The organism is Cellulomonas sp. NEAU-ZC6 (assembly GCF_056844425.1).
Genome location: NZ_JBXFYH010000002.1, coordinates 70223 through 94119, shown reverse-complemented (window position 1 = coordinate 94119; position 23897 = coordinate 70223). Strand labels below are relative to the sequence as shown.

The window sequence follows — 23897 nt, the reverse complement described above, 5'->3', positions numbered from 1 at the left end:
CGCACGACGCGGAGCCCCGTCCGACGCACGTCGGGCGGGGCTCTCGCGCGTCCGGGTCAGGCCCCGTCGGACCCTGCGGGCGGCGGCAGCGGATCGAGGACGCGCACGACCAGCCAGGCGGCCACCGCCGCGAGCACCGCGGCCGGCGCCGTGTCGAGCCCCGCCCGCCCCACCATCAGCGCGGCGAACAGCACCGCCGAGAGCAGTAGCCGGCTGGTCGCGGCCATCCCCGCGGCCACGCCGACCGCGACCGCCAGCGTCGGCGAGACGTCGAGCAGCGTCACCGCGAGCCCGGCCAGGCCGACCCCGAGGAAGATCGACGGGAAGATCGGCCCGCCGCGGAACCCACCGCCCAGGCTCAGCGCGTACGCCAGCCCCTTCGCCGCGAGCAGCACCAGCAGGATCCCGGTGGAGTCGCCGGAGACGAGCGCCGGGATCGACGTCTGCCCGGAGAACAGCACGTCCCGGGGGTCGGCCCCGAGCGCCTGCGCCGCGAGCGCCAGCACCCCGACCAGCAGCGCGGAGCCCAGCAGCAGCGGCAGCCGGTGCACCCGCGCCTCGGCGGCGACGACGCGGCGGGCCGCGCGGCGCACGCCTGTGACGACGACCGCCGCGAGCACCCCGACGACGAGCGCCACGCCGAGGTCCGGCAGAGTCGGGTCGTAGGTCGGCAGGTCGGGGACCGTGAGCCCGCCGGTGGGCAGGCCGGTCCAGTCGCCGAAGCCCGTGACCAGCAGGTAGGCCACCGCGGCGGCGGCCAGGGGCGGCAGCAGCGTCGCCGCCGTCAGCGCCCCGGCACCCGCCTCCAGCAGCATCACGCCCGCGACCAGCGGCCCGCCGAACAGCGTGGACATCGCCCCGGCCGCACCCGACGCGCCGAGCAGCGCGGCGGGCTGCCCGCGCACCCCGGCCCCGCCCGCGATGGCGATGCCGACGATCGTGCCGAGCGCGATCAGCGGCGCCTCGGGGCCCAGCACCAGGCCGAAGCCGAGGGTCGCGACCGCCGCCGCGGCGATGCTGGCGGCGTGCGACGGCGGGACCGGTCCCATGTGCAGGCCGTCGACCGGCCGGTGCCCGCCGTCCCCCGGCAGGGCGCGGGCCGCGGCGACGAGCACCGCCCCGACGACCGGCAGCCCCAGCACCAGGTACCAGGGCGGGGAGTCCCGGCCGAGCGCCGTCGGCAGCGTGTCCCACAGCAGGGTCTGCAGCAGGTGCACGACGCCGACGAACGCGAACGCGACCAGCCCGGCCGGCAGCCCGACGAGCGCGCCGAGGAGCGTCAGCCGGGCCAGGTCCCTCGTCGGCACGGCGGATGCGGGCGGGGCCGGCTGGGTCGACCGCGGGACAGCCACGCCCGCGACCGTACCGACGTGCCGCGCGGCCGCACCCCACCCCGCCGGGGTGACCCGCCCGCGCTCGGGCCCCGGTCCCGGTCCCGGTCCCGCGCCGAGTGTCCACGAACTCGCGGACATACCGGTCCAGACCGCACGAGTTCGTGGACACTCGACGACTCGCCCGCGCGGACGGGCCGCGGTGGAGCGCGGTCGGGGCGGCCCGGGCGGGGTCCGCCCGGGCAGCGGCCCGGGCCAGCGCTCGGGGTCAGCTCGTGGGGAGCCAGACGCGCATCGTGCTCGGGCCGCGGTTGCCCCACGCGTGGTACGGCACGAGCGGGACCGGCTGCGCCTCGTCGGTGCGCGCCTCGTCGGCACCCGCCGGCTCGCCCCCGGCACCCGGCTCGCCGCGGTACGGCCAGTCGCCGTCGTCCGCGGGCACGGTGCGCGCCCGCACGGACACGCTCCCGTCCGCCCCCCGCTCCGGTGCCTGCGCGGCGTCCAGCCGGACCAGCGCGACGTCCGCGCCGAGGTCGACGGACTCCAGCGCGTACACGAGCGGCCCGGCCTCGACGGCGACCTGCCCGCGCGCGGCGTCCACCCGCGGGTCCGCGACGGTGAACCGCGGGTCGACGGGCAGGTCCAGCACGACCGTCCCGCCCGCGGCCGGACCGGCCACCGCGACGTACCCGGGGGCAGCCGGCTGCGGCCCCTTCCCGGCGTCGACGGTCGCGCCCGTGCCCCACGCGGGGACGCGGAGCGTGAGCGTCCACGCGGCGGGCGCCTGCTCGACGTGCACCTCGACGCGGCCGGCGTGCGGGTAGCCGCTCACCACGCGCAGCCGCACGGGCTCGCCGCCGACGGTGGCCTCGACCGTGCCCGGCGCGTACTGGTGCAGCTGCACGCCGTCGTCGTCCGTGCTGGCCACGTACGCCGCGAGGGACGCGACGGTCCGGGTGACGTTGGTCGGGCAGCAGGACACGTGGAACCACGGCGCGCGCAGGCTGGACGACGCGCGCGGGCTGGCCACGTCCGGGTCCGGCACCTCGCCGGGCACGCGCTGCTGCAGCGGGTTCGTGTAGAAGAACGCGGTGCCCTCCGCCGACGGCGACGCCGCCAGCACGTTGAACAGCGTGCGCTCGACGGCGTCGGCGTGCCGGGCGTCGCCGCTCTGCAGCAGCAGCCGGTGGTTGGCCAGCACCGACGCGATGCCCGCGCAGGTCTCGGCGTAGGCGCGGTCCGGCGGCAGCTCGAAGTCGAGCCCGAACGACTCGCCCTCGTGGTGCGCGCCCATCCCGCCGGTCAGGTACGTGCGGCGGGCGAGGGCCGACCGGACCTGGCCGGTGACGGCCTCCAGCAGCGCGTGGTCCCCGTCCTCGACGGCGACGTCGGCGGCGCCGGCGGCCAGGTACAGCGCGCGGACCGCGTGGCCCCGCAGGGTCGTCGCCGACCGCACCGGCTCGTCGTCCTGGAAGTAGGACCGGCCCAGCTCGATGTCGGCGAGCACCCCGTGCCCGCGCCGCTCGACGAACAGCCGCGCCTGGTCCAGGTACCGCTGCTCGCCGGTCAGCCGGTACAGCTCCACCAGCGCGGACTCGATCTCCGGGTGCCCGTCGACGCCCTGCCGGCCGTCCGGGCCGAACTCGGCGCACACGTGGTCGGCGGCGCGGACGGCGACCTGCACCAGCTCGTCGTCGCCGTGGGTGCGGGCCCGGGCGACACCGGCCTGGATCAGGTGGCCGATGCAGTACAGCTCGTGGCCCCACTCCGGGTCGGACCACCGCGCGCCCTGGCCGGGCCGGCCGAACATCGTGGAGATGTACCCGTCGGGCTCCTGCGCGGCGGCGACCCGGGACGCGAGGGCCCGCAGCCGCCGGTCCAGGTCGGCGTCGCCGGTGCGCCCGACCTCCCAGGACATCGCCTCGAGCAGCTTGTAGATCTCGGAGTCGGAGAACTCGCGGCCCTGGCGGCCCTCGGGCAGCGTGCCGGCGGCGGCGAGGTCGAAGTTGGCGGCCCAGCCCATCCGCTCCACCCACCGCTCGGTGTGGGTGATCATCGCGGTGGCGTTGCGCTCCTGGAGCTCGCCCCAGAAGCCGCCGTCCAGGCGGACCTCGTCGATGCCGAGCGGGCGCCAGCGGGCGGACGTGGGGACGAGGGGGCGGCCGTGCTGCGCGGCGCGGTCGACGGTGGTGCCGGTGCGGTCGGACATCGTGGTCTCCAGTGCGGGACGGGCGGCGGTGGTCACTTCACCGCGCCGACGGTCAGGCCGTCGCGCAGCAGCCGGTAGCTGGCGCTGAACACGACGAGGATCGGGATCGAGGTGAGCACGGCGAGCGCCATGAGCCCCGGCCAGTTGATGCCGAAGGCGCTCACCTGCTGGGCGAGCAGCGCGGACAGCGGGTACTGCCCGGGCGTGAGGTAGAAGTTCACCGCGTACAGGAACTCGCCCCAGGCCAGCAGGAAGGTCAGCGTGCCGACGGTGGCGACGCCGTTGCGGGCGACGGGCAGCACGACCGACCAGAAGGTGCGGAGCATCCCCGCGCCGTCGATGGACGACGCCTCCTCGATCTGCGGCGGCACCGCCCGGAAGAACGGCCGGAGCAGCAGCGTCGCGAACGGCGCCAGCAGCGCGGCGTCCGCCAGGACCACCGCCGCCGTGGTGTCGAGCAGCCGCCAGCCGCTGAACGCCTGGAACAGCGGGATCACGGTGGCCGTCTGCGGCATCATCTGCAGCACGATCAGCAGGCCAAGCGCGAGCGTCGGCAGCGGGCCGCGGGTGCGGGCCAGGCCGTAGGCGGCGGGGATGGCGATCAGCAGCACCAGCGCGGTCGCGCAGGTCGCGATGGTGACGGACTGCAGCAGCGCCCGGGCCAGGTCGCCGCTGAGCGCCTCGACGTAGGCGGTGGTCACCGGGCGGAACAGGAACGTGCGGCTCGGGTCGAAGACGTCGTCGGACGACTTGACCGAGGTGAGCAGGATCCACAGGATCGGGACCCCGTACATCAGGGTGAGCAGGGCCTTGGCGGCGACCGCCAGCGGGCCGGCCTTGACGGTCATCCGTCGGCCTCCTCGCGCTTGATGCTGCGGGCGTAGATCACGGCCAGGGCCAGCACGCCGACGACGGCGAGCGCGGAGGTCGCCGCGCCGAGCCCGTAGTCGTACCGGACGAAGGCCTGCAGGTAGCCGAGGAACGGCAGGGTGTTGGTCGCGGTGCCCGGGCCGCCGTACGTCATCACGTAGATGAAGTCGAACGACCGGAACCCGTAGACCAGGGTGAGGATCAGCAGCACCAGCGTGGTCGGGCGCACGGACGGCACCATGATGTGCCGCACCTGCTGCCACTTGCTGGCGCCGTCGAGCTGCGCGGCCTCGAACACCTCGGGGTCGATGGTCATCAGCGCGGCCCGGAACACGAGCGTGTTGAACGGGATCACCGCGAACGCGTTGACGAACGCCACCGCGAACAGCGCCCAGTGCTGGTCGTAGAGGAACGGCACCGGGGTGTCGCGCAGCCCGGTGCTGAGCAGCACCGTGTTGATCAGGCCGGCGTCGTTCAGCAGGAACTTCCACACCGAGCCGTTGACCACGGGCGGCAGCGCCCACACGAACACCATGAGGGCCAGCAGCCACGCGGACCACCGCCCGGTGGTGCGCAGGGCGATCGCGGCGCCGAACCCGACCAGCATGCCGAGCACGGTCACCACGACCACGAACACGAGCGTGCGGCTGATGGCCGGACCGGTCTGCCCGGTCTCGAAGCCCCGACGCACGTTGTCCAGGCCGGTGAACACCCAGTCGGCGTTCAGCGTCGCGGCCGTGACCTGGCTGACCGCCATCCGGAGCAGCTGGACGAGGGGGTAGATGCTGAACAGGCCGAGGAACAGCGCGGCCGGCAGCAGGAACACGATCCGGTTGCCGCCGCGGCGGCGCGGGGCCGAGGGGGCGGTGCGGGGCAGCGCCTGCCGCGCGGGCGCGGTGGTGCCGGTTGCGGACATGAGGACCTCGGGGGGTGCGGGGGCGGTGCCGGCGTCGCGGCCGGCACCGCCCGGGTCGGGTGTCAGCCGAGCAGGCCGGTCAGCGTGGCGACGGCCTCGTCGGCCGCGTCCTGCGGGGACTTCTGGCCCCCGATGACCGAGGACCACGCCTGGCCGACGGTCAGCTGCACGTCCGCGACCGCGGCCGGCGGGATCACCGGGTCCGGGTAGCTGGCGCCGAAGTCGGCGATCGTCTGGGCGAACGGGTCGAGCAGGTCGTTGCCGGTGACGACGTCGGCCTGGGCGGTGTCCGCCCGCGACGGGATCGAGCCCACCAGGTCGGGCGCGGACTCCTGGCCCTCGACGTCGAGGTAGGTGCTGGTCAGGTACTCCCAGGCGAGGTCCGGGTCGTCGGCGTGCGCACCGATGCCCTCGCCCTCGCCGCCCAGGTAGACCTGGCCGGTGTCGCCCAGCGGCAGCGGGACCACCCCGTACGCGAAGTCGGCGTCGGACTCGGCGGTGCCGATCTGCCAGTTGCCGTTCTGCGCGAACGCGGTCTTCCCCGCGGCGAACTGCTGGAACGGCACGGTCTGGTCCCAGGTCACGGCCTCCTGCGTCAGCCAGCCGTTGTCGACCCACGACCGGACCCGCTCGAAGCCGGCGGCCAGCGCGTCGGCGTCGGGGTCCTCGTAGCTGAAACCCGCGTTGCTGATCCACGGGTACGCCTGCCACTCGCCCTGCGACTGCGGCAGGCCGGACAGCGTGATGCCGCCGTAGCCGGCGTCCTTGGCCGCGGCCATGGCGTCCTCGAGCTCGTCCATCGTGGTGGGCGGCTCGACCCCGATCTCGTCGAGGATGTCCTGGTTGTACCAGAGGCCCAGCAGGTTCACGTAGCCCTGCACGGCGTACAGCTGGTCGTCGACGCTGTGCAGCACGGACTCCGGGAACTGGTCGGCGTCGGCGAAGTCCGCCCAGCGGTCGTCCAGCGGGGCCAGCACGTCGGCGAGCGCGAGCGTCGCGGCCTCGGCGCCGTTGAACACGACCACGTCGGGCCCGGTGCCGGCGCCCGCGGCGGAGACGAGCTTCGAGTTCATCTGGTCGTACGGGACGTAGACGTTCTCGACCGATGCGTCGTTCTCGGACTCGAACTTCTCCTTGTACGCGTCCATCAGCGCGACCTGGTTGGGGTCGGAGAAGTAGTGCCAGACGGTGACGACGCCGTCGCCGCCGCCGTCACCCCCGGAGGTCTCGCCACCGCCGCCACCGGCGCTGGTGCCGCCCGAGCAGGCGGCGAGCCCGAGCGCGCCCGCGGCGGCCAGGGCGATGAGAGACGTGCGACGTGCGTTCATACGGACCGGTCTCCTCGTCGAGTGCGGTCGGTGGCGCAGGCATCGGTGCGCGCGCCATCGCTGGTGCTGCGGCTCCGGACGAAACGTCCCGAAACCCTTTTCGGGCACGCTAGCACCGCACTTCTGCGGGCGTCAACGGGCTGCCGGTGCCGATCGGTTTCGTCGTACGCTGCCCCGGAGCACCACGACAGGGGGAACCATGACCACCGACGCACCGGGACGGCGCCAGGTCACGCTGCGCGACGTCGCGCAGCTGGCGGGCGTCTCCGTGGCCACGGCGTCCAAGGCGATCAACGGCAAGGCGGAGGTCAGCCCCGACACCCGTCGCCGGGTGCTGGACGTCGCCGAGCGGCTCGCGTTCACGCCGAACGCGCTGGCCCGGGCGATCCTCGACGGGCACACCGGCACCGTGGGCCTGCTGACGCACGACCTGGAGGGCCGGTTCTCGCTGCCGATCCTCATGGGGGCCGAGGACGCGTTCGGCGCGGGGAAATCCAGCGTGCTGCTGTGCGACTCCCGTGGCGACGCGATCCGCGAGCAGCACCACCTGAGCACCCTGCTCGGGCGCCGGGTGGACGGGCTGATCGTCGTGGGGTCGCAGACGGACGCGCGGCCCCCGCTCGGGCGCGACCTGCCCGTCCCGGTCGTCTACACCTACGCGCCGTCCACCGACCCGGCCGACGCCTCCGTCGTCCCGGACAACGTCACCGCGGGGCGGATCGCGGTCGAGCACCTGCTCGCCACGGGGCGCCGCCGGATCGCGCACGTCTCCGGGGACATCACCTACGCCGCCGCGACCGACCGCGCCGTGGGGGTCGACGCCGCCCTGGCCGACCACGGCCTCGAGCGGGTCGGCCCGGTGCGGTACGGGTCCTGGTCGGAGGCCTGGGGCCGGTCGAGCACCGCAGCGCTGCTGGACCAGGACGTCGACGCGGTGGTCTGCGGCAGCGACCAGATCGCCCGCGGCGTGCTCGACGCCCTGCACGACCGCGGGGTGCGGGTGCCCGACGACGTGGCCGTCATCGGGTTCGACAACTGGGAGCCGATGATCGCCGGGTGCCGGCCGGCGCTGACGAGCATCGACATGAACTTCCAGGCCATGGGGCGCCGGGCGGCCGAGCGGCTCTTCGCCTCGCTCGAGGGCCGGGACCCCGGCGGCGTCGAGACGGTCACGCCGCGCGTGATCGTGCGGGAGTCCACGGGCGGCTGACCCCGCGCGCGGCACGGGTTCGGCGGGAGATTGGAGCGCCGTGCCCGGCCGTGAGAAGGTGCGATCCCGAGCCGGCCCCGGAGGTAGCACCGTGACGCAGTCCCCGCACCGCGACGAGGCGTACGCCTTCCTCGACGCCTACGCCCGCGAGGCGGCCGAGCGCGTCGGGGTGCCGACCGAGTGCAGCATCATCCTGCGCCACCACCACCTGCTGCAGTACGTCGCCAGCAGCGGTCCGCGCGCCGCGTTCTGCGACGCCGTCGAGGTCGACGCCGGCGAGGGCCCGTGCGTGGTCGCCATCCAGCAGCTGCGCGGGGAGCTCGTCCCGGACGTGCTCGCCACCGAGCTGTGGCCGGCGTGGCGGAAGGCGGCCTCGGAGCAGGGCTTCCGGTCCGCCGCGGCGCTGCCCGGCATCGTGGACGCGGACACGACGGTCGCGCTCAACATGTACTCCGCGGACGTCGACCCGTGGGACCGCGACGCGCTGGTCGGCATGGACCGCCTGGTGCAGGAGATGGCCGAGGCCATCCGCACCCGCGACGTCTGAGCCGCCGCTCAGCCACCCGCCCGGCTGAGCGCGAAGGCGACGATGAACCCGGCCGTCGTGATCAGGCCGGTGAACAGGTGGGCGCGCTCGAACGCCTCGGGGATCATCGTGTCCGCGACCATGGTGAGGATCGCCCCGGCCGCGACGGCCGTGACCACCGCGATCAGCCCTGGCGAGGCGCTGCCGAGCAGCGCGTAGCCGGCCGCTGCCGCGACGGTGACGACCACCGCCACGGCGCCCCACAGCCCGAACACGAACCGCGCGGACCGGCCGGCCCGCTTCATCCCCGCCGCGCTGGACAACCCCTCGGGGACGTTCGAGATCACGACCGCCGCCACGACGGAGGCGCTGACGCCCTGCCCGCCCAGCAGGCTGGCGCCGAGGACGACGGACTCCGGGATCCCGTCCAGCAGCGACCCGACGGCGATGGCGGTGCCGCTGCCGCCCTGCTCGTCCTCGGACGGCTGCTGCCCGCCGGACCGCTTGCGGTGCCGGGCGCCGCGCCGGGCCAGCACGAGGTTCGCCGCGACGTACAGCACGGCGCCGAGGGCCAGGCCGAGCGACGCCGGCACGATCCCGCCGGTGTCCGCGGCCTCGGCCGCCAGGTCGAACGCCAGCGCGGAGATGAGGACGCCCGACCCGAAGGCCATCACCCCCGCGGTGACGCGCGGCGACACCCGGACCCGCCAGGCCACCGCCGCGCCGACGACCAGCGCCAGCCCGCCGAGCAGCCCCCAGAGCCCGGCCTCGACCCAGCCCGGCACTCAGCCCTGCAGCCGGCGCGCCAGCATCGCCTTGGACTGCTCGGCCCCCTTGCGGCTCTCCGCCTGCGCCCGGCGGAAGAACTCCGCGAGCTCGGTGTCGCCCGCCCGGTCGGCGTCCTGCACGTACTGCTCCAGGCGGAGCACATTGCTCAGGCACGCCTCGGCGAACCAGATCAGGTTGTAGTCCTTGTCCGGGGTTCCGGTGACGCCCCCGGTCTCGCTGCTCGACATGATGACCCCCTCGTCACGACGCGGCTGCTTGCGGTCCCCACGCTAGGCCCGCGGGTCCCGGCCCGCCAGAGCGGACCGGGGGTCCCCCGCTCGGGTCGCCGCGCGGGCGCGAGGTGCCTACCGTGGCGGCATGACCAGCCCGAGCCCCGACCCGGACCCGGCGAACACCCCGGGCCTCGAGCCCGGCGGCGGCGTCGCCCCGGGCGACACCCCGCCCGGCGAGTCCAGCACGTCCGGCGCCGCGTTCCAGGAGCCGGACCTGCCCGGCCGCCGCACCAACTGGGCGGTGTACGGCATCGTCGGCGCCGTGGTGGCCGTCGCGCTGCTGCTGTTCGTCGGCTACGTCGTGGGGCTGCTCGACTAGGTCGCGGGCCCGCGGCGACCGTACGCCGCACCGAGGCGAGGAGGTCGGCGTGCCGCGTCGCACGCTCGTGCCGCCGGCCGTCCTCGTGGCGGCCTGCCTCGCCCTGGCCGGGCTGCTCGCCGCCTGCACCGGCCCGACCACCCCGGCCCCGGCGTCCGGGCCCAGCGCCCCGGACGTCCCGGTCGCCACGCCGGCGGGCGCCCCCGCCGACGTCGTCACCGGGCTGGACGCCCCCTGGTCGGTGGCGTTCCTGGACGGCACCGCGCTGATCAGCACCCGCGACCGCGGCGAGGTGCTCGAGGTGACCCCGGACGGCGGCACCCGCGTGGTCGGCACGGTCCCGGACGTCGCGGCGCGTGGCGAGGGCGGGCTGCTCGGCATCGCGGTGGACGACGCGTCGCGGCTGTACACCTACACGACCACCGCCCGCGGCAACCGGATCGACCGGTTCCCCCTGACGGGCGAGCCGGGTCGGCTGGCGCTCGGCCCGCGCGAGCAGCTGCTCGACGGCATCCCGGCGGCGAGCACGCACGACGGGGGCCGGCTGGCGTTCGGGCCGGACGGCATGCTCTACGCGACCACCGGCGACGCGGGCGTCCCCACGCACGCGCAAGACCTCGGGTCGCTCGCCGGCAAGGTGCTGCGGCTGACGCCGGACGGCGGGGTGCCGGACGACAACCCGCACCCCGGCTCGCCGGTCTGGACCTCCGGGCACCGCAACCCGCAGGGGCTGGCGTGGGACGACGCCGGCACGCTCTGGGCGACCGAGTTCGGCCAGGACACCTGGGACGAGCTCAACGTGCTGGTGCCCGGCGGGAACTACGGCTGGCCCGAGGTCGAGGGCGCCGCCGGCGTCGAGGGGTTCGTCGACCCGGTCCAGCAGTGGACGCCCGACGACGCGAGCCCGAGCGGGATGGCGCACACCGGCGGCACGCTGCTGATCGCGAATCTCAAGGGCGCGGTCCTGCGGGCGGTCCCCGTGGCGGAGCCGGGTGCCTCGGTGGTGCTCCTCGACGGGACGTACGGCCGGCTGCGGGACGCGGTGGTCGCGCCGGACGGGTCGCTGTGGGTGGTCACGAGCAACACCGACGGGCGCGGCAGCCCCGGACCCGGCGACGACCGGGTGCTGCGGGTGCGCCTGACCGGCTGACCCGCCCGACCGCCGACCCGGGCCCGGCGCGCGGGACTACCCCGCGGCGGCCGGTGGTTCTACCGGGTGCGAGACCCCGGGACGAGCACGAGGAGCGGCGGACATGAGCACCCAGCAGGCACCGGTCGTGGACCCGGCCGACCCGGGCGACGCGGTCGACGTCGACGACCCCCGCACCCAGATCGAGGTCGGCGTGCTGCTGGCCAACGGCCGGCTGCTCGGCCGCCGGTTCGGCTCGCGCGCCGAGGCCGAGGCGTGGGCCCGGCCCGACGAGGGCGAGCAGGTCGTCGAGTGGAACCTCGTGTGCGAGTGCGCCGTCTGACCTGATCAGCCGGGGAGCCGCAGCTCCGCGCGCCGGGGGCCGACGACGGCCTCGCCCGCGACCTCGAGCACGTGCCCGGCGGGCACGTCGACCCGGACCCGGCGGTCGTCCGTCGCCACGACGGACAGGTCGCCGCCGGGCACGGGCACGACGGCAGCCGCCCACGCGAGGTCCCCGAGCCGCGGCGCCGCCACCGCCGTGCGCCAGCCCGGCGCGGTGGGCCGCAGGCCCAGCACCAGCTCGGGGAGCGCCGCCGCGGGGCCGCTCGCCCAGCCGTGGCACCGGCTCATCCCGAACGGCCGGCCGTACATCGCGGTCGACGGCGGGCCGTCCCCGGGCAGCTCCTCCCAGAACGTCGCGGACCCGTCGTCGAGCATCGGGCCCCACCGGTCGGCGACCCGGCGGACGGCGGCCTGGGCGTGCGCCCCGGTCAGCGCACGCAGGGCGAGCGCGGCCATGAACGGGGTGCCGAACCGGGCGTCGAGGACCAGGTGCTGCGCGCACTCGGTCAGGTCGCCGTCGACCAGGCCGGCGTGCACGGCGAGCATCGTGGCATAGGGGTCCGGTGCGCTGTCGCCCGCGACGTAGGTGCGCCAGGCGCCGTCCGGGCGCACCACCGGGAGCAGCTGCGCGTGCACCCGGTCGGCGAGGGCCGTCCACCCCGGCGCCCCCGGGTGGCCCGCGAGCGCCAGGACGGCCCCGGCCGTGCGGAGCGCCCAGCACCAGAGCACCTGCAGGGCGACCGGGTCCCGACCCTCCTCGATCCGGACGCCCCAGTCGAGGAACACCGCGCCACCGGTGCCGCCGCCCGCCCCCACGAACGCCTCCGCGCCCGCGACCGGACGCAGCAGGCCGCGGGCGTCGGTCTGCTCGGCGAGCCGCGTCACGAGGTCGTGCACCGCGCCGGCCTGCGCCGCGAGGAACGGCTCGTCGCCGGCGTGCCGGTGGTGCAGCCCGTGCGCGACCACCCACCACAGCGAGTAGTCCGCGATGCCGTTCACGTGCGGCGTCCGGGGGTGGGCCAGCGCCCGCAGCGAGTCCCGGACGACCGCGGCGTCCCCGAAGGCGTACGCCAGCGGGGCGACGTTCACCGCCAGATCGCCCGCCCAGGGCATCCGGTCCCGCTTGATCCCGTCGATCAGCAGGCCCTGCAGGCAGCTGCGCAGCGTGAGCGCACCGGCCGCCCAGATCCGGGTCAGGCGGTCGTCGGCGCACAGGAACGCCCCGCGCCGCGGCGCCGCGCGCAGGCTCAGCTCGGCGTGCACCGCCTCGGGCCGGGCACCGCGGACGGTCACGTACCGGAAGCCCAGCCGGTGCCGGGTCGCCCACGTGCCGTCGGGCCGGCGGTCCAGGTCGAACCGCGACTCCCCCTCGGCCGGGTCCGCCGCCGCCTCGGCCTCGGTCTCCCCGGTGACGACCACCGGCTCCGCCGCGGCCCGCACGACCACCCGCCCGAGGCCGGGCGCCGGCGCCTCGTACCGGCCCGGGGCCACCTCGGAGAGCGGGACGCGCAGCACCCCCTCGCCGGCCGCGTACGCGGGCACGGCTCCGCCGCGGCGGTGCTCGGTGGGCGCCCAGGCGCCGGCGTCCTCGTCGACGGCCCGGCAGGTCCAGGCGCCGGCGACGGAACCGTCGTGCACGCCGAGCGCCGCCGCCCCGTCCGCCGGCGCCGTGACCACGACGTCCAGCACCCGGCCGCGCACGACGGGGACCCGCGCCGCGGCCAGCACGGCACCGGTGCCGCCGGACGGGCCGGAGGTGGACAGCACCAGCACGCCGTCGGCCGCGGGCCGGAACCGGAACTCCACCCGGCCGGCCGGCCGGGCCGCGGTGCCGGGGTAGTCGACGTGCCGGTTGGCCGCGAAGCCCTCGGCGACGAGGTGCCGCAGCATCCCCCGCGCCAGGTCGCCGTCCCGGTGGTGCCACCCGACGTCGCGCGGGGCCGGGACGTGGTCCGGGTACGGGTCGGCGACGGCGCGCGCCCGGGCCAGGACCTCGGCCGTCGTCGCGGGGGCGGGTCCGCCGGCAGGGGTGGTGGGCATCGGCGTCCTCGTCGACGGGAGCAGCGGGCGTCGGGTCATGAATCGCTTCAAGCGCCCGCCCCGCATGGTTGCGCTCACACGCGCACGGCGTCAACCACGTGCCCAGCGGCAGGATCATCGGATCTCTCGGGCCCGGCCCCCGGACCGTTGACACCTCCCGGCGCCTGCTCTAGCCTCGGCGCAGCACTGAAACGGTTCAAGCACCGATCGAGCACGACACGCTCGCCGGGACGACGACGTCCCGGCGCCCTGACGAGGAGGTACAGGTGAACGTGGGAACCCGGCTCACCGCGGTGGGCGCGACGTCGCTCGCAGCCGCGCTGGCCCTGACCGGTTGCGGCGGATCCGACGGCGGCGAGGGCGGCGACGGCGAGGCCACGACGCTCTCGGTCTACATCGACAGCACCCCGTCCTCCGTGGACCTGTGGAACGGCCTGATCGCGGCGTACGCCGAGGTCGAGCCCGACGTCACGGTCGAGGTCGAGACGCACCCCGCCGGCTCGGAGGGCGACAACCTGATCAAGACCCGGCTGGCCACGGGCGAGATGAACGACCTGTTCTGGTACAACTCCGGCTCGCTGTTCCAGGCGCTCAAGCCCGAGCAGAACCTGGTGCCGCTGACCGACGAGCCCTGGGCGGACACGCTCGACGACAACTTCACGGAGGTCGTGTCCGCCGACGGCGCCCTGTACGGCGCACCGGTCGGCGCCTCGTTCGCCGGCGCGGTCGTCTACAACAAGGACGTCTACGCCGACCTGGGCCTGGAGGTCCCCACCACGTGGGACGACTACATGGCCAACAACGAGGCGATCCGGGAGGCCGGCCTGGTCGCCGTCGTGCAGACCTACGGCGACACCTGGACGTCGCAGGTGCCGGTGCTCGGCGACTTCTACAACGTCGAGGCGGCCGAGCCCGGCTGGGCCGAGGCCTACACCGCGGGCGACGCGAAGTTCGCCGACCAGCCCGCGCTCGCCGGGTTCCAGCACCTCGAGGAGGTGCAGGCGGCCGGCCTGCTCAACGAGGACTACGCGTCGGCCACCTACGACGACGGCGTCCGGATGCTCACGGCGGGCGAGGCCGCGCACTACCCGATGCTCACCGGCAACGTGGCCAGCGCGATCGGGGAGAACTACCCCGACGCCGCCGACTCCATCGGCGTGTTCCCGCTGCCCGGCGACGACGCCGACGCCAACGGGCTGACCGTGTGGATGCCCAACGGCACCTACATCCCGACGTCGACCGAGGGCGCGCAGCTCGACGCCGCCAAGGCCTTCCTCGAGTGGCTCGTGTCCCCCGAGAGCTGCGACGTCCAGGCCGAGGTCTCCACGCTCGGCGGACCGTTCGTGGTGGACGGCTGCGACCTGCCCGACGACGTGCCGGCACTCGTGTCCGACATGCAGCCGTACTTCGACAGCGGGGACACCGGCCTCGCGCTGGAGTTCCTGTCGCCGATCAAGGGCCCGGCGCTGGAGCAGATCACGGTCGAGGTCGGCTCCGGCATCCGCGGCGCCGAGGACGGCGCGGCCCTCTACGACGAGGACGTGACGAAGCAGGCGCAGCAGCTCGGGCTGGACTGGTAGGACGGACCCGTCGCCGCACCCGACGGGGCCCGTGCCGCACGCCGACGGCGTCGGACGCGGGCCCCGTCGACCTCGAAGGAGAGCTCCATGACACTCGTGCGCCCCGCGCTGCGCGACGCCACGACGGGTCGCCGCACCGGGACCGGACCGAAGCGGGCCGGCGCCCGCAGCCCGTACCCCACCTGGTTCTTCATCCCCGCCGGCGTCTTCTACCTGGTCCTGTTCGTCGTCCCGACGCTCGCGTCGTTCTACTTCGCGCTCACGCGCTGGGACCTGTTCGAGTCCGAGTTCATCGGGCTGGACAACTTCGTGCAGTTCTTCCGCGAGCCCGCGCTGGTCCGGGGATTCGTCAACACGTTCGTCTACGCGGTGCTCACCTCCGGGCTCAAGGTGGTGCTCGGCCTGCTGCTGGCCGTCCTGCTCACCTCGCAGATCATCGCCCGGGGCTACCTGCGGTCCGTGGTCTTCTTCCCGGTGCTGGTCAGCACCATCGGCGTCGGCGTGACGTTCAAGGTGCTGCTGGACCCGTTCGACGGCGCGGTCAACCAGGTGCTGTCCTGGTTCGGCGTCACCGGCCCCGGCTGGCTGACCGACCCGAGCCTCGCGCTGGTCTCGGTCGCGCTGGTGGACGTCTGGAAGGGCGTCGGCCTGGCCACCCTGATCTACATCGCCGGCATCGTCGCCATCCCGCAGGAGTACTACGAGGCGGCCCGGGTGGACGGCGCGAGCTCCTGGCAGAACTTCTGGAGCATCACGCTGCCCCTGGCCCGGCCGGCGACGGTCACGGTGGTGCTGCTGTCGCTGATCGGCGGGCTGCGGTCGTTCGACCTGATCTGGACGATGACCCGCGGCGGTCCCGGCTTCACCAGCGACGTGATCGGCTCGGTGATCTACAAGCAGTACCAGGCCGGCTTCTACGGCCTGTCCACCGCCGGCAACGTCGTGCTGTTCGTCGTCATCGCGGTGATCGTCTTCCCGCTCTCCCGCTGGCTCAACCGCAAGGAGGGGGAGTCGTGAAGCGCAAGGGCGTCGTCCTCGGGTCCGTCTCGGTCGTCCTGTCCGCGATCGTGTTCGTCGTCCCGTTCGTGTTCGTGCTCCTGACCGCGTCCAAGACGCAGCAGGAGGCCTCGCTGCTCGGCTTCTCGCTGCCCACCGAGTGGGCGTTCGTCGAGAACATGCGCGCCGTGCTGGAGAGCAACGACTCGATCCTGGTCCGGGCGTTCTGGAACTCGACCGTGCTGACCGTCGCCGCGGTCGCGATCATGACCGTGCTGGCCGCCATGGTCGGCTACGTGGTGCAGCGCCGGCGCAGCCGGTGGAACCCGCTGGTCAACGGCCTGGTGCTGGCTGGCCTGATCATCCCGCCGGCCGTCGTCCCCACCATCTGGGTGCTCGAGGGCGTCGGCCTGTTCAAGACGATGGCCGGGCTGATCGCGGTGCACGTCGCGTTCGGGCTGTCGTTCTGCGTGCTGCTGTTCCGGGCGTTCGTGTCCACCATCCCGCGCGAGCTGGACGAGGCGGCCCTGATCGACGGCGCGGGCCCCTCGCGGCTGTTCTTCTCGGTGATCTTCCCGCTGCTGAGGTCGGTGATCGTGACCGTGGTGGTGGTCCAGGCGGTGACGGTGTTCAATGACTTCACCTACGCGCTGTACTTCCTGCCCGGCCAGGACAACGCGACGGTCCAGCTGACCCTGTACAACTTCCAGTCCCAGGGCCTGAACCAGTGGAACCTGCTGTTCATGGACGTCCTGCTGATCACCGTCCCGCCGCTGGTCATGTACGTCTTCTTCAACCGGCAGATCGTCGCCGGGATGACGTCCGGGGCGGTCAAGGGCTGACGCCTCCCACGTCGCCGCCGCGGCGTGGGACCATGGACCATTTCGTCGCCCGCCCGCGGGCGCACTGCGGGAGGACGACACCGGGCATGAGCGCGAGGCCGGCACGACGCGTGGCGCGCCTGACGGACGTCGCCGCGCGCGCGGGCGTCTCCACCGGCACCGTCTCGCACGTGCTCAACCACCCGCAGAAGGTCAGCGAGGCGACCCGCGCCCGGGTGCAGCAGGCCATCGACGAGCTGGGGTTCGTGCGGGACGCGAACGCCCGGTCGCTCGCCTCCGGCGGGTCCCGCAGCATCGGCCTGGTCGCCATCGACCTGGGCAACTCGCTGTTCTCCGAGGCCGCGCGCGGCGCGCAGGCCCGGGCACGCGAGGCCGGCCTGGCCCTGCTCATCACCGGCAGCGACGACGACTACGCCGTGCAGTCCGCCAACGTCGACACGTTCAACGAAGCGCGGGTCGCCGGCCTGCTGCTCGCGCCCATGCAGGACTCCGCCGAGCAGATGGCCCGGCTGACCGCCCGCGGCCGCCCCGTCGTCCTGATGAACTACGACCCCGGCACCTCCGCCGCCTGCCGGGTGGTCGTCGACAACGAGCAGGTCGGCTACCTGGCGGCCACGCACCTCGCGGCCCAGGGCTGCCGGCGGATCGCCTACGTGTTCGCGCGGCCCGGCGCCCAGCCCGTCGCGCTGCGCCGGCAGGGCGTGCGGCGCGCGATCGCCGAGCTGACCGCGCGCGGCGACGACGTGCTCTACGAGGAGATCCTCGCGGACGAGCTCACCGCCCCGGACGGCGCCGCCGTCGCCAAGGCGCTCGCCGACCGCGGCCCCGGGACCCGGCCGGACGGCATCATCGCGGTGACCGACCAGCTCGCGGTGGGCCTCATCGAGGAGCTGTCGGAGCAGGGCGTCGACGTCCCGGGCGAGGTCGCCGTGATGGGCTGCGACGACAACCGCTCCGCCCCCGACGCGCGCCTCACCGTGACCACGGTGCGGATGCGCGCGTACGAGATGGGCGTCGAGTCGATGCGGCTGCTCCTGGAGGAGATGGCGCAGCCGCGGGACGAGCACGTGCACCAGCGCGTGGTGCTGACGCCGCAGCTCGTCCCGCGGATGTCGACCGCCCGGGGCTGACCCGCGCCGGCTACCCGACCGGCTGCCCCGCTGGCCGCTCCACCGGCACCCGCAGCGCGTGCCTGCCGTGCCCCACCCGGACCGGGTCGGCGCCCGGCAGCCGGACCGTGCCGGTCGCCCCGACGGGCACGACCACCTCGACGGCCAGCTCGCCGCCGTCCAGCCGCCAGTCGATCGCGGCCTCGCCGTAGGGCGTGCGGTGGGTGGCACCCGCGCTGGTCAGGCTGCCGCCGGGCCGCGGGGCGAACTCGATCGTCCGGTAGCCGGGTGCGCCGGGGGCCAGGCCCGCCACCACCCGGTGCAGCCAGTCGGCGACCGCCCCGAGCGCGTAGTGGTTGAACGACGTCATCTCGCCCGGGTTCACGGTGCCGTCCGGGAGCATGCTGTCCCAGCGCTCCCAGATCGTGGTCCCGCCCATCGCGACCGTGTAGAGCCACGACGGGTCGTCGGTGCACTCGAGCAGCCGGTACGCCGCCTCCGTCCGGTCGCCGAGCGTGAGGGCCTCGGTCACCTGCGGGGTGCCGGCGAACCCGGTCGCGACCCGGCCCCCCGACTCCTCGACCAGCTCGGCCAGGCGGGCCGTGCCGGCGCGGCGCGAGTCCTCGTCCGGCCACAGGTCGAACACCGTCGTCAGCGCGAGCGCCGTCTGCGTCTCCTGGTGCCCCGGCGCCGCCGGGTCCAGGTACGCCGCGGCGAACGCGGCCGCGACCCGGGTGGCGAGGGCGTCCAGCCGCTCGGCCTCCGCGGCGTCGTCGAGCAGCCGGGCCGTGCGCGCCAGCGTCCGCGCGGAGTGCGCCAGGTAGGCGGTGGCGACCAGCTCCGGGCTGGTCGCCGCGCGCATCGGGTCCTCCGGCGGAGCGGTCGGGTCCAGCCAGTCCCCCAGCTGCGTCGTCCCCTGCACCAGGCCGTCGCGCGTGCGCTCCTCGCAGTGCCGCAGCCAGCGCCGGCCGCTGTCGTACTGCCGCCGCAGCACCTCCAGGTCGCCGGTCCGCTCGTGCAGCACCGCCGGGGTCAGCGTCGCCACGTCGCCCCAGACCGCGACCGGGTCCTCCGGCATGTCCGTCCAGCCGCCCTGCGGCGTGTACGGGATCCACAGCGGCAGCCACCCGAGGTCCCGCTGCTCCGCGGCCAGGTCCTGCAGCCACGAGACCAGGAACCCGGACACGTCGTAGAGGAACGCCGCCGTGGGCGCGAACGCCTGCAGGTCACCGGTCCAGCCCAGCCGCTCGTCGCGCTGCGGGCAGTCGGTCGGCACGTCGACGAAGTTCGACCGCAGGCTCCACACCACGTTCTCGTGCAGCCGGTCCACCTGCGGGTGCGACGACCGGAACCACCCGGTGCGCTCCATGTCCGAGTGCAGCACCCGGGACACGACGTCGCCGGGGCGCAGCTCGCCCGGCCAGCCCTGCACCTCGGCGTACCGGTAGCCGTGCACCGTGAACCGCGGCTCCCAGGTGGTCGGCCCGTCGCCCGCCAGCGTGATCCGGTCGGTCGCGGCCGCCTGCCGCAGGGTGCGGGTGTAGAGCTCGCCGTCCTGCAGCACCTCCGCGTGCCGCAGCGTGATCGTCGTCCCGCGCGGTCCGTCGGCGGTGATCCGCAGCCGGCCGCTGTGGTTCTGCCCGAAGTCCAGCAGGTACCGGCCGGCGCCGCGGCGCTCGACGGACACCGGCTCCAGCTCCTCGACCACGCGGACCGGCGGGCCGTCCGGCGCGACCAGCACCGACGGGTCCAGCGGCTGCACCCGCACCGGCGTCGCCGCCGGGTCGGCGTACCCGGGGGTGGACCAGGCCGGGTTGGCGAGCCGCGCGTCGAACTCCTCGCCGTCGTACAGGCTGCTCCAGCGGATCGGCCCGTAGCCGGCGGTCCAGCCGCCGTCGCCCGCGACGGTGCGCCGGGTGCCGTCCATCGTCGTCACCTCGAGCTGGACGAGCGCCGCCAGGTCGTCGCCGTACCGGTCCCGGCGCCCGCCCTCGAACGCCAGGCGCCCGCGCCACCACCCGTCGCCGAGCCACACCCCGACCGCGTTCCGCCCCGCGCGCACCAGCCCGGTGACGTCGAACGTCGCGTACCGCAGCCGGTGGTGGTAGCTGGTCCAGCCGGGCGTCAGCTCCTCGTCGCCGACCCGGACGCCGTTGATCTCGGCCTCCGCCAGCCCGTGCGCCGACAGGTACAGCCGCGCGCCGACGACGTCCCCCGGGAGGTCGAACTCGTGCCGGACGCGCGCGGGCCGACGCAGGTCGTCGGCGGGCTCGACCCAGGCCGGGCCGATGAGCGCGGCCGACCAGTCCACCGGCTCCAGGAGGCCCGCCTCGACCCAGGTCGGCTCGCTCCACGGACCCCAGCCGGCGTCGTCCGCGACCTGCACCCGCACGCTCGCGCGCTCGCGGGACCGCAGCGGCCGGGCGGGCCACGCGACCAGCACCTGCTCGGGGCCGTCGAGCACGTGCTCGGACGTCTCGGGAGCCTGCCCCGGGAGCGACAGCGTCACCTCGACGCGGGCGGCGCGCTGCCGGTAGCCGGGTGCCGCCTCCGCGACCTGCCAGGAGAGCCGCGGCGTGGCCTCCCCGGTGCCGAGCCGGCCGGGTGCGTGGTGCTCGAACCGCACCCTCGTCGCGGTGGGGGTGGTCTCCATGGGGGCGCGTTCTCCTGTCGATCGTCGATGACCGGGACCGCGCGGAAGCGCGCGGGACTGAAGCGATTCAACCGCGCTCAGTCTCGGCCGCCATGCCGCCGCCGTCAAGCGCCGCCCTGCGCGGCGAGGTCGGGCGCGGCCTCGTGGCGCGCGCGGGCCGGCCTGGCGGCGAGGTCGAGGGTTTCCGCCGAGGTCGAGGGTTCCCGGGCGCTCCCGACCGACGAACGCTCGACCTCGTGCGGCGCCGGCCGGCGCTGGGAGGGTGCGGGTCAGCGGCGGAAGGCGCGCACGGCGACGGCGACGAGCGCGACCGCTGCCGCGACCGCGAGCAGCACGAGCACGGCGGTCACGACGTGCCAGGGCTGGATGCCGAACACCGGACCTCCGAGGTGGATCGTCCCCGCCGCTGCGGGGTGCCTCCGCACGCTAGCGTCCCGGACCCTGCCGGGAGGGCCGTTCCACCACCGCTTCCGCGACCGCCGCCCCCGGCGCCACCCCGCCGCGCGGCCCCCGCGCGCTCGCCGCGCCCTCGCGCCCGCGCCGCGCCCTCGCACCCACCCCCGCACCCCAGCGACCTCGCCCCCGCACCCCCGCGACCTCGCCGAGGTCGGGCGTTCGCGTCGAGGTAGAGCGGTGTACGGCCCTACCTCGACGCGAACGCCCTACCTCGGCGACGGGACCGCGGGTGGACGGTGAGCGGGTGTCTACGCCGTGTAGGCTGACGCCGACACATAGTAGACAGGAGGCGCGCCGTGGCCGCTCGGGCCGGGTTGACCGTGGAGGCCGTCACCGACGCCGCCGTGACGCTGGCCGACGAGGTCGGGTTCGACCAGGTGTCGGTGTCGGCGCTCGCGCGACGGCTCGGGGTGCAGCCCGCGAGCCTGTACGCGCACGTCCGCGGCACGGACGACGTGCGGACCCGGATCGGCGTGCGCGCGCTCGAGGAGCTCGGGGACCGGCTCGCGCTGGGCCTGGCGGGACGGTCCGGGCTCGGCGCGCTGGAGGCCGTGGTCGACGCGGTCCGCGACTACGCCCGGGACCACCCGGGCCGGTGGGCGGCGACGCAGGTGCGGCTCGACGTCGACCGGGCCGGCGCCGCGGGCTTCCGGGTGTCGGCCCTGATGCGCGGCGCGCTGCACGGATACGGCCTCGACCCGGACGAGGAGCCGCACGCCGTGCGCCTGCTCGGCAGCACGGTCGACGGCTTCGTGCGCCTCCAGGCGAACGGCGGCTTCGACCACTCGACGCCGGACGCCGAGCTGTCCTGGCGCCGCATGACCGACGCGCTGGACGCCGCCCTCCGGCACTGGCCCCGCGCCTCCCGACCCCACGACCCCGACGAGGAACCCCGATGACGACCACCACCCACGACGTCCCCCTGACCGACGACCTGGTCCGCGGCGCGGTCGAGCTCGAGCGCACCGCGGACGGCGTGCGCCCGCACCGGCTGCCCGCGTGGGCCCGCCGGCAGTTCCCGGACCCGCAGCTGATGATGGCCGAGGCCCAGCCGTCGGGCGTGCGCCTGGCGCTGGGGACCCGGGCGACCGTGCTGGAGCTGACGACGCGACCGACGAAGATCGCCTACCTCGGGGCGCCCGCGCGGCCGGACGGCGTGTACGAGCTCGTGGTCGACGGCGAGCGCACCGCCGCCGGCACCGTCACGGGCGGCGACGTGCTGGCGATCGACCTGCAGACCGGCGCGCGCGAGGTCCGGCCCGGAGCGCCCGGGACGGTCACGTTCGCGGGGCTGCCCGACCGGGACAAGACCGTCGAGATCTGGCTCCCGCACAACGAGCTGACCGAGCTGGTGGCGCTGCGCGCCGACGCCCCGGTCGCGCGCGCGCCCAGCACGGGGCGCCTGGTCTGGCTGCACCACGGCAGCAGCATCAGCCACGGGTCGAACGCGGCGACCCCCGCCGGCACCTGGCCCGCGGTCGCGGCGGTCGCCGGCGGCGTCGAGCTGGTCAACCTGGGGTTCGGCGGCGGGATGCTGCTGGACCCGCTGGCCGCGCGGACGATGCGGGACACCCCCGCCGACCTGATCAGCGTGAAGATCGGGATCAACGTCGTGAACTCGGACGCGATGCGGCTGCGGGCCTTCGTGCCGGCGGTGCACGGGTTCCTGGACACGATCCGCGACGGCCACCCGGACACGCCGCTGCTCGTGGTCTCGCCGATCCTGTGCCCGATCCACGAGCGGACGCCCGGCCCTGGCGCCGTCGACCCCGCGTCGCTCGGCACCGGCACCGTGCGGTTCCTGGCCACCGGCGACCCCGCCGAGGTGCCCGCGGGCCGGCTGACGCTCGAGGTCATCCGGGCCGAGCTCGCGCGGATCGTCGAGCAGCGCCGCGCGACCGACCCCCGGATCGCGTACCTGGACGGGCTCGCGCTCTACGGCCCGGCCGACGAGGCCGCGCACCCGCTGCCCGACGCGCTGCACCCGGACGCCGCGACGCACCAGGTGATGGGCGAGCGGTTCGGGCGCCTGGCGTTCGGTGCCGACGGCCCGCTGGCCGTCCCGGGTGCGGCGGAGGTCAGCGCCCGGGCGTGATGCTCGCGTGGTAGGTCGCCGCCATGTCCTCGTCCGCGCGGCCCTGATCGGCCGCGCGGTCGAGGCGGGCGGCGAACGCCTCCGCACCGTCCAGCCGGAGGCCTCGTTCCCGCGCCGCGTCGACGATCAGGTGCGCGTCCTTGCGGGACGTCCCGACCGCGAACGCGGCGGGGGTCAGCCGGTCGGACCGGATCAGGTCGGCCTTGACCGCGAGGAACGGCGTGTCGAGCGGCCCGCCCGCCAGCACCTCGAAGAACCGGTCCGGGTCCACGTCCAGGGCGTCGGCCAGACCGAGCACCTCGCCGGCCGCGTTCGCCACGGTGATCACCCAGCTGTTGACGACGAGCTTCAAGCGCGTCGCCGAGCCGGCGGCGCCGTCCTCGCCGGTCCACACCGTGCGGGCACCGACGGCGTCGAGCACCGGCGCCACCACCGCGCGCCCGGCCACGGGCCCGGCCGCGATCACGACGAGCGTCCCGGCCTCGGCCGGCTGCCGCGTGCCGGACACGGGCGCCTCGTAGAAGGTCACGCCGAGGTCGTCGGCGAGCGCTGCGAGCGCCGGGGTGTCGTCGACCCCCACGGTCGTCGACTGCACCCACGCCGCCCCCGGCCGCAGCCCGGGCCCCGCCTGCCGGATCACCTCGGCGACCGCGGCGCCGTCGTGCAGCATGGTGAGCACCACGTCGGCACCGTCGACGGCCTCGGCGGGCGTCGCGGCCACGACGGCGCCGTCCGCCGCCAGCGGGTCGGCCTTCGTCGCGCTCCGGTTCCACACCCGCACCGCGTGCTCCGCGCGCAGCAGGTTGCGGGCCATCGCCGCGCCCATGATCCCGGTGCCCAGCACCGCCACCGTCCGTGTGTCGCTCATGGCTCCCATCCTCT

21 protein-coding genes are annotated in these 23897 nt (G+C 75.3%); 11 read left to right on the top strand and 10 right to left on the bottom strand.

What is annotated here, in order from left to right:
* Nucleotides 1-56: 56 nt before the first annotated feature.
* The 5 genes from AC1050_RS10475 to AC1050_RS10455 all read right to left on the bottom strand — a co-directional run bounded on the left by AC1050_RS10475 (nucleotide 57) and on the right by AC1050_RS10455 (nucleotide 6654).
* Nucleotides 57-1352 carry a chloride channel protein gene (locus AC1050_RS10475; protein WP_482387351.1) on the bottom strand — a complete coding sequence of 432 codons (1296 nt, stop codon included), beginning with the start codon at nucleotides 1350-1352 and terminating at the stop codon, nucleotides 57-59.
* Nucleotides 1353-1599: 247 nt separating this feature from the next.
* A complete protein-coding gene (locus AC1050_RS10470; RefSeq protein ID WP_482387350.1) occupies nucleotides 1600-3540 on the bottom strand; it encodes a glycoside hydrolase family 127 protein in 1941 nt (646 codons plus the stop codon).
* Between the two features lie 32 nt (nucleotides 3541-3572).
* Nucleotides 3573-4388, bottom strand: coding sequence for a carbohydrate ABC transporter permease (locus tag AC1050_RS10465; protein WP_482387349.1), 816 nt, complete (start codon nucleotides 4386-4388; stop codon nucleotides 3573-3575).
* Nucleotides 4385-5326 (bottom strand): carbohydrate ABC transporter permease, encoded by a 942-nt coding sequence (locus AC1050_RS10460; RefSeq protein ID WP_482387348.1) that lies wholly within the window; start codon nucleotides 5324-5326, stop codon nucleotides 4385-4387. The genes AC1050_RS10465 and AC1050_RS10460 overlap by 4 nt, the downstream gene beginning before the upstream one ends.
* 62 nt (nucleotides 5327-5388) lie before the next feature.
* Nucleotides 5389-6654: a sugar ABC transporter substrate-binding protein gene (locus AC1050_RS10455; protein ID WP_482387347.1), complete on the bottom strand. Its 1266-nt coding sequence runs from the start codon at nucleotides 6652-6654 to the stop codon at nucleotides 5389-5391.
* 199 nt (nucleotides 6655-6853) lie between these two features.
* Here AC1050_RS10455 and AC1050_RS10450 point away from each other — a divergent pair, with 199 nt between their 5' ends.
* Together AC1050_RS10450 and AC1050_RS10445 are read left to right on the top strand one after the other, a co-directional pair.
* On the top strand, nucleotides 6854-7864 hold the full coding sequence (locus AC1050_RS10450; RefSeq protein WP_482387346.1) for a LacI family DNA-binding transcriptional regulator: 1011 nt from the start codon (nucleotides 6854-6856) through the stop codon (nucleotides 7862-7864).
* 91 nt (nucleotides 7865-7955) lie between these two features.
* Nucleotides 7956-8411, top strand: a complete 456-nt coding sequence (locus AC1050_RS10445; RefSeq protein WP_482387345.1) for a GAF domain-containing protein — start codon at nucleotides 7956-7958, stop codon at nucleotides 8409-8411.
* A gap of 8 nt (nucleotides 8412-8419) precedes the next feature.
* Here the strand turns inward: AC1050_RS10445 and AC1050_RS10440 are convergent, their stop codons facing one another.
* Both AC1050_RS10440 and AC1050_RS10435 read right to left on the bottom strand, forming a co-directional pair.
* Nucleotides 8420-9175: a ZIP family metal transporter gene (locus AC1050_RS10440; protein ID WP_482387344.1), complete on the bottom strand. Its 756-nt coding sequence runs from the start codon at nucleotides 9173-9175 to the stop codon at nucleotides 8420-8422.
* Nucleotides 9176-9406, bottom strand: coding sequence for a hypothetical protein (locus AC1050_RS10435; RefSeq protein ID WP_482387343.1), 231 nt, complete (start codon nucleotides 9404-9406; stop codon nucleotides 9176-9178).
* Nucleotides 9407-9536: 130 nt separating this feature from the next.
* Here AC1050_RS10435 and AC1050_RS10430 point away from each other — a divergent pair, with 130 nt between their 5' ends.
* From AC1050_RS10430 to AC1050_RS10420, 3 genes are all read left to right on the top strand, one after another.
* On the top strand, nucleotides 9537-9770 hold the full coding sequence (locus tag AC1050_RS10430; RefSeq protein WP_482387342.1) for a DUF6480 family protein: 234 nt from the start codon (nucleotides 9537-9539) through the stop codon (nucleotides 9768-9770).
* Between the two features lie 49 nt (nucleotides 9771-9819).
* Nucleotides 9820-10920: a PQQ-dependent sugar dehydrogenase gene (locus tag AC1050_RS10425; RefSeq protein WP_482387341.1), complete on the top strand. Its 1101-nt coding sequence runs from the start codon at nucleotides 9820-9822 to the stop codon at nucleotides 10918-10920.
* A 103-nt stretch (nucleotides 10921-11023) separates the two neighbouring features.
* Nucleotides 11024-11242 carry a hypothetical protein gene (locus tag AC1050_RS10420; protein WP_482387340.1) on the top strand — a complete coding sequence of 73 codons (219 nt, stop codon included), beginning with the start codon at nucleotides 11024-11026 and terminating at the stop codon, nucleotides 11240-11242.
* A gap of 5 nt (nucleotides 11243-11247) precedes the next feature.
* On the opposite strand, the gene AC1050_RS10415 is transcribed toward AC1050_RS10420, so the two are convergent.
* Nucleotides 11248-13284 (bottom strand): alpha-L-rhamnosidase-related protein, encoded by a 2037-nt coding sequence (locus AC1050_RS10415; RefSeq protein WP_482387339.1) that lies wholly within the window; start codon nucleotides 13282-13284, stop codon nucleotides 11248-11250.
* 266 nt (nucleotides 13285-13550) lie between these two features.
* On the opposite strand from AC1050_RS10415, the gene AC1050_RS10410 reads away from it, so the two are divergent.
* The 4 genes from AC1050_RS10410 (at nucleotide 13551) to AC1050_RS10395 (ending at nucleotide 17832) form a co-directional block, all read left to right on the top strand.
* Nucleotides 13551-14864 carry an ABC transporter substrate-binding protein gene (locus tag AC1050_RS10410; RefSeq protein ID WP_482387338.1) on the top strand — a complete coding sequence of 438 codons (1314 nt, stop codon included), beginning with the start codon at nucleotides 13551-13553 and terminating at the stop codon, nucleotides 14862-14864.
* Nucleotides 14865-14951: 87 nt separating this feature from the next.
* A complete protein-coding gene (locus AC1050_RS10405; protein ID WP_482387337.1) occupies nucleotides 14952-15881 on the top strand; it encodes a carbohydrate ABC transporter permease in 930 nt (309 codons plus the stop codon).
* Nucleotides 15878-16702 carry a carbohydrate ABC transporter permease gene (locus AC1050_RS10400; RefSeq protein ID WP_482387336.1) on the top strand — a complete coding sequence of 275 codons (825 nt, stop codon included), beginning with the start codon at nucleotides 15878-15880 and terminating at the stop codon, nucleotides 16700-16702. Before AC1050_RS10405 ends, AC1050_RS10400 begins: the two co-directional genes overlap by 4 nt.
* Before the next feature lie 86 nt (nucleotides 16703-16788).
* Complete coding sequence (locus tag AC1050_RS10395; protein ID WP_482387335.1) at nucleotides 16789-17832, top strand: LacI family DNA-binding transcriptional regulator; 1044 nt, start codon at nucleotides 16789-16791, stop codon at nucleotides 17830-17832.
* Between the two features lie 10 nt (nucleotides 17833-17842).
* Here AC1050_RS10395 and AC1050_RS10390 read toward each other — a convergent pair whose 3' ends face one another.
* Nucleotides 17843-20464, bottom strand: coding sequence for a glycoside hydrolase family 78 protein (locus AC1050_RS10390; RefSeq protein WP_482387334.1), 2622 nt, complete (start codon nucleotides 20462-20464; stop codon nucleotides 17843-17845).
* Between the two features lie 752 nt (nucleotides 20465-21216).
* Between AC1050_RS10390 and AC1050_RS10385 the strand changes: the two genes are divergently transcribed.
* Nucleotides 21217-21819 (top strand): TetR/AcrR family transcriptional regulator, encoded by a 603-nt coding sequence (locus AC1050_RS10385; RefSeq protein ID WP_482387333.1) that lies wholly within the window; start codon nucleotides 21217-21219, stop codon nucleotides 21817-21819.
* Nucleotides 21816-23015, top strand: coding sequence for a GDSL-type esterase/lipase family protein (locus tag AC1050_RS10380; RefSeq protein ID WP_482387332.1), 1200 nt, complete (start codon nucleotides 21816-21818; stop codon nucleotides 23013-23015). Before AC1050_RS10385 ends, AC1050_RS10380 begins: the two co-directional genes overlap by 4 nt.
* On the opposite strand, the gene AC1050_RS10375 is transcribed toward AC1050_RS10380, so the two are convergent.
* A complete protein-coding gene (locus tag AC1050_RS10375) occupies nucleotides 22999-23883 on the bottom strand; it encodes an NAD(P)-dependent oxidoreductase (RefSeq protein WP_482387331.1) in 885 nt (294 codons plus the stop codon). The two genes, AC1050_RS10380 and AC1050_RS10375, sit on opposite strands and share 17 nt — an antisense overlap.
* Between the last annotated feature and the right edge of the window lie 14 nt (nucleotides 23884-23897).

Coding starts and splice junctions, on each gene's coding strand:
- AC1050_RS10420 (WP_482387340.1), top strand. CDS start 11,024: ATGAGCACCCAGCAGGCACCGGTCGTGGACCCGGCCGACCCGGGCGAC.
- AC1050_RS10465 (WP_482387349.1), bottom strand. CDS start 4,388: ATGACCGTCAAGGCCGGCCCGCTGGCGGTCGCCGCCAAGGCCCTGCTC.
- AC1050_RS10470 (WP_482387350.1), bottom strand. CDS start 3,540: ATGTCCGACCGCACCGGCACCACCGTCGACCGCGCCGCGCAGCACGGC.
- AC1050_RS10390 (WP_482387334.1), bottom strand. CDS start 20,464: ATGGAGACCACCCCCACCGCGACGAGGGTGCGGTTCGAGCACCACGCA.
- AC1050_RS10415 (WP_482387339.1), bottom strand. CDS start 13,284: ATGCCCACCACCCCTGCCGGCGGACCCGCCCCCGCGACGACGGCCGAG.
- AC1050_RS10460 (WP_482387348.1), bottom strand. CDS start 5,326: ATGTCCGCAACCGGCACCACCGCGCCCGCGCGGCAGGCGCTGCCCCGC.
- AC1050_RS10405 (WP_482387337.1), top strand. CDS start 14,952: ATGACACTCGTGCGCCCCGCGCTGCGCGACGCCACGACGGGTCGCCGC.
- AC1050_RS10450 (WP_482387346.1), top strand. CDS start 6,854: ATGACCACCGACGCACCGGGACGGCGCCAGGTCACGCTGCGCGACGTC.
- AC1050_RS10455 (WP_482387347.1), bottom strand. CDS start 6,654: ATGAACGCACGTCGCACGTCTCTCATCGCCCTGGCCGCCGCGGGCGCG.
- AC1050_RS10430 (WP_482387342.1), top strand. CDS start 9,537: ATGACCAGCCCGAGCCCCGACCCGGACCCGGCGAACACCCCGGGCCTC.
- AC1050_RS10435 (WP_482387343.1), bottom strand. CDS start 9,406: ATGTCGAGCAGCGAGACCGGGGGCGTCACCGGAACCCCGGACAAGGAC.
- AC1050_RS10375 (WP_482387331.1), bottom strand. CDS start 23,883: ATGAGCGACACACGGACGGTGGCGGTGCTGGGCACCGGGATCATGGGC.
- AC1050_RS10380 (WP_482387332.1), top strand. CDS start 21,816: ATGACGACCACCACCCACGACGTCCCCCTGACCGACGACCTGGTCCGC.
- AC1050_RS10395 (WP_482387335.1), top strand. CDS start 16,789: ATGAGCGCGAGGCCGGCACGACGCGTGGCGCGCCTGACGGACGTCGCC.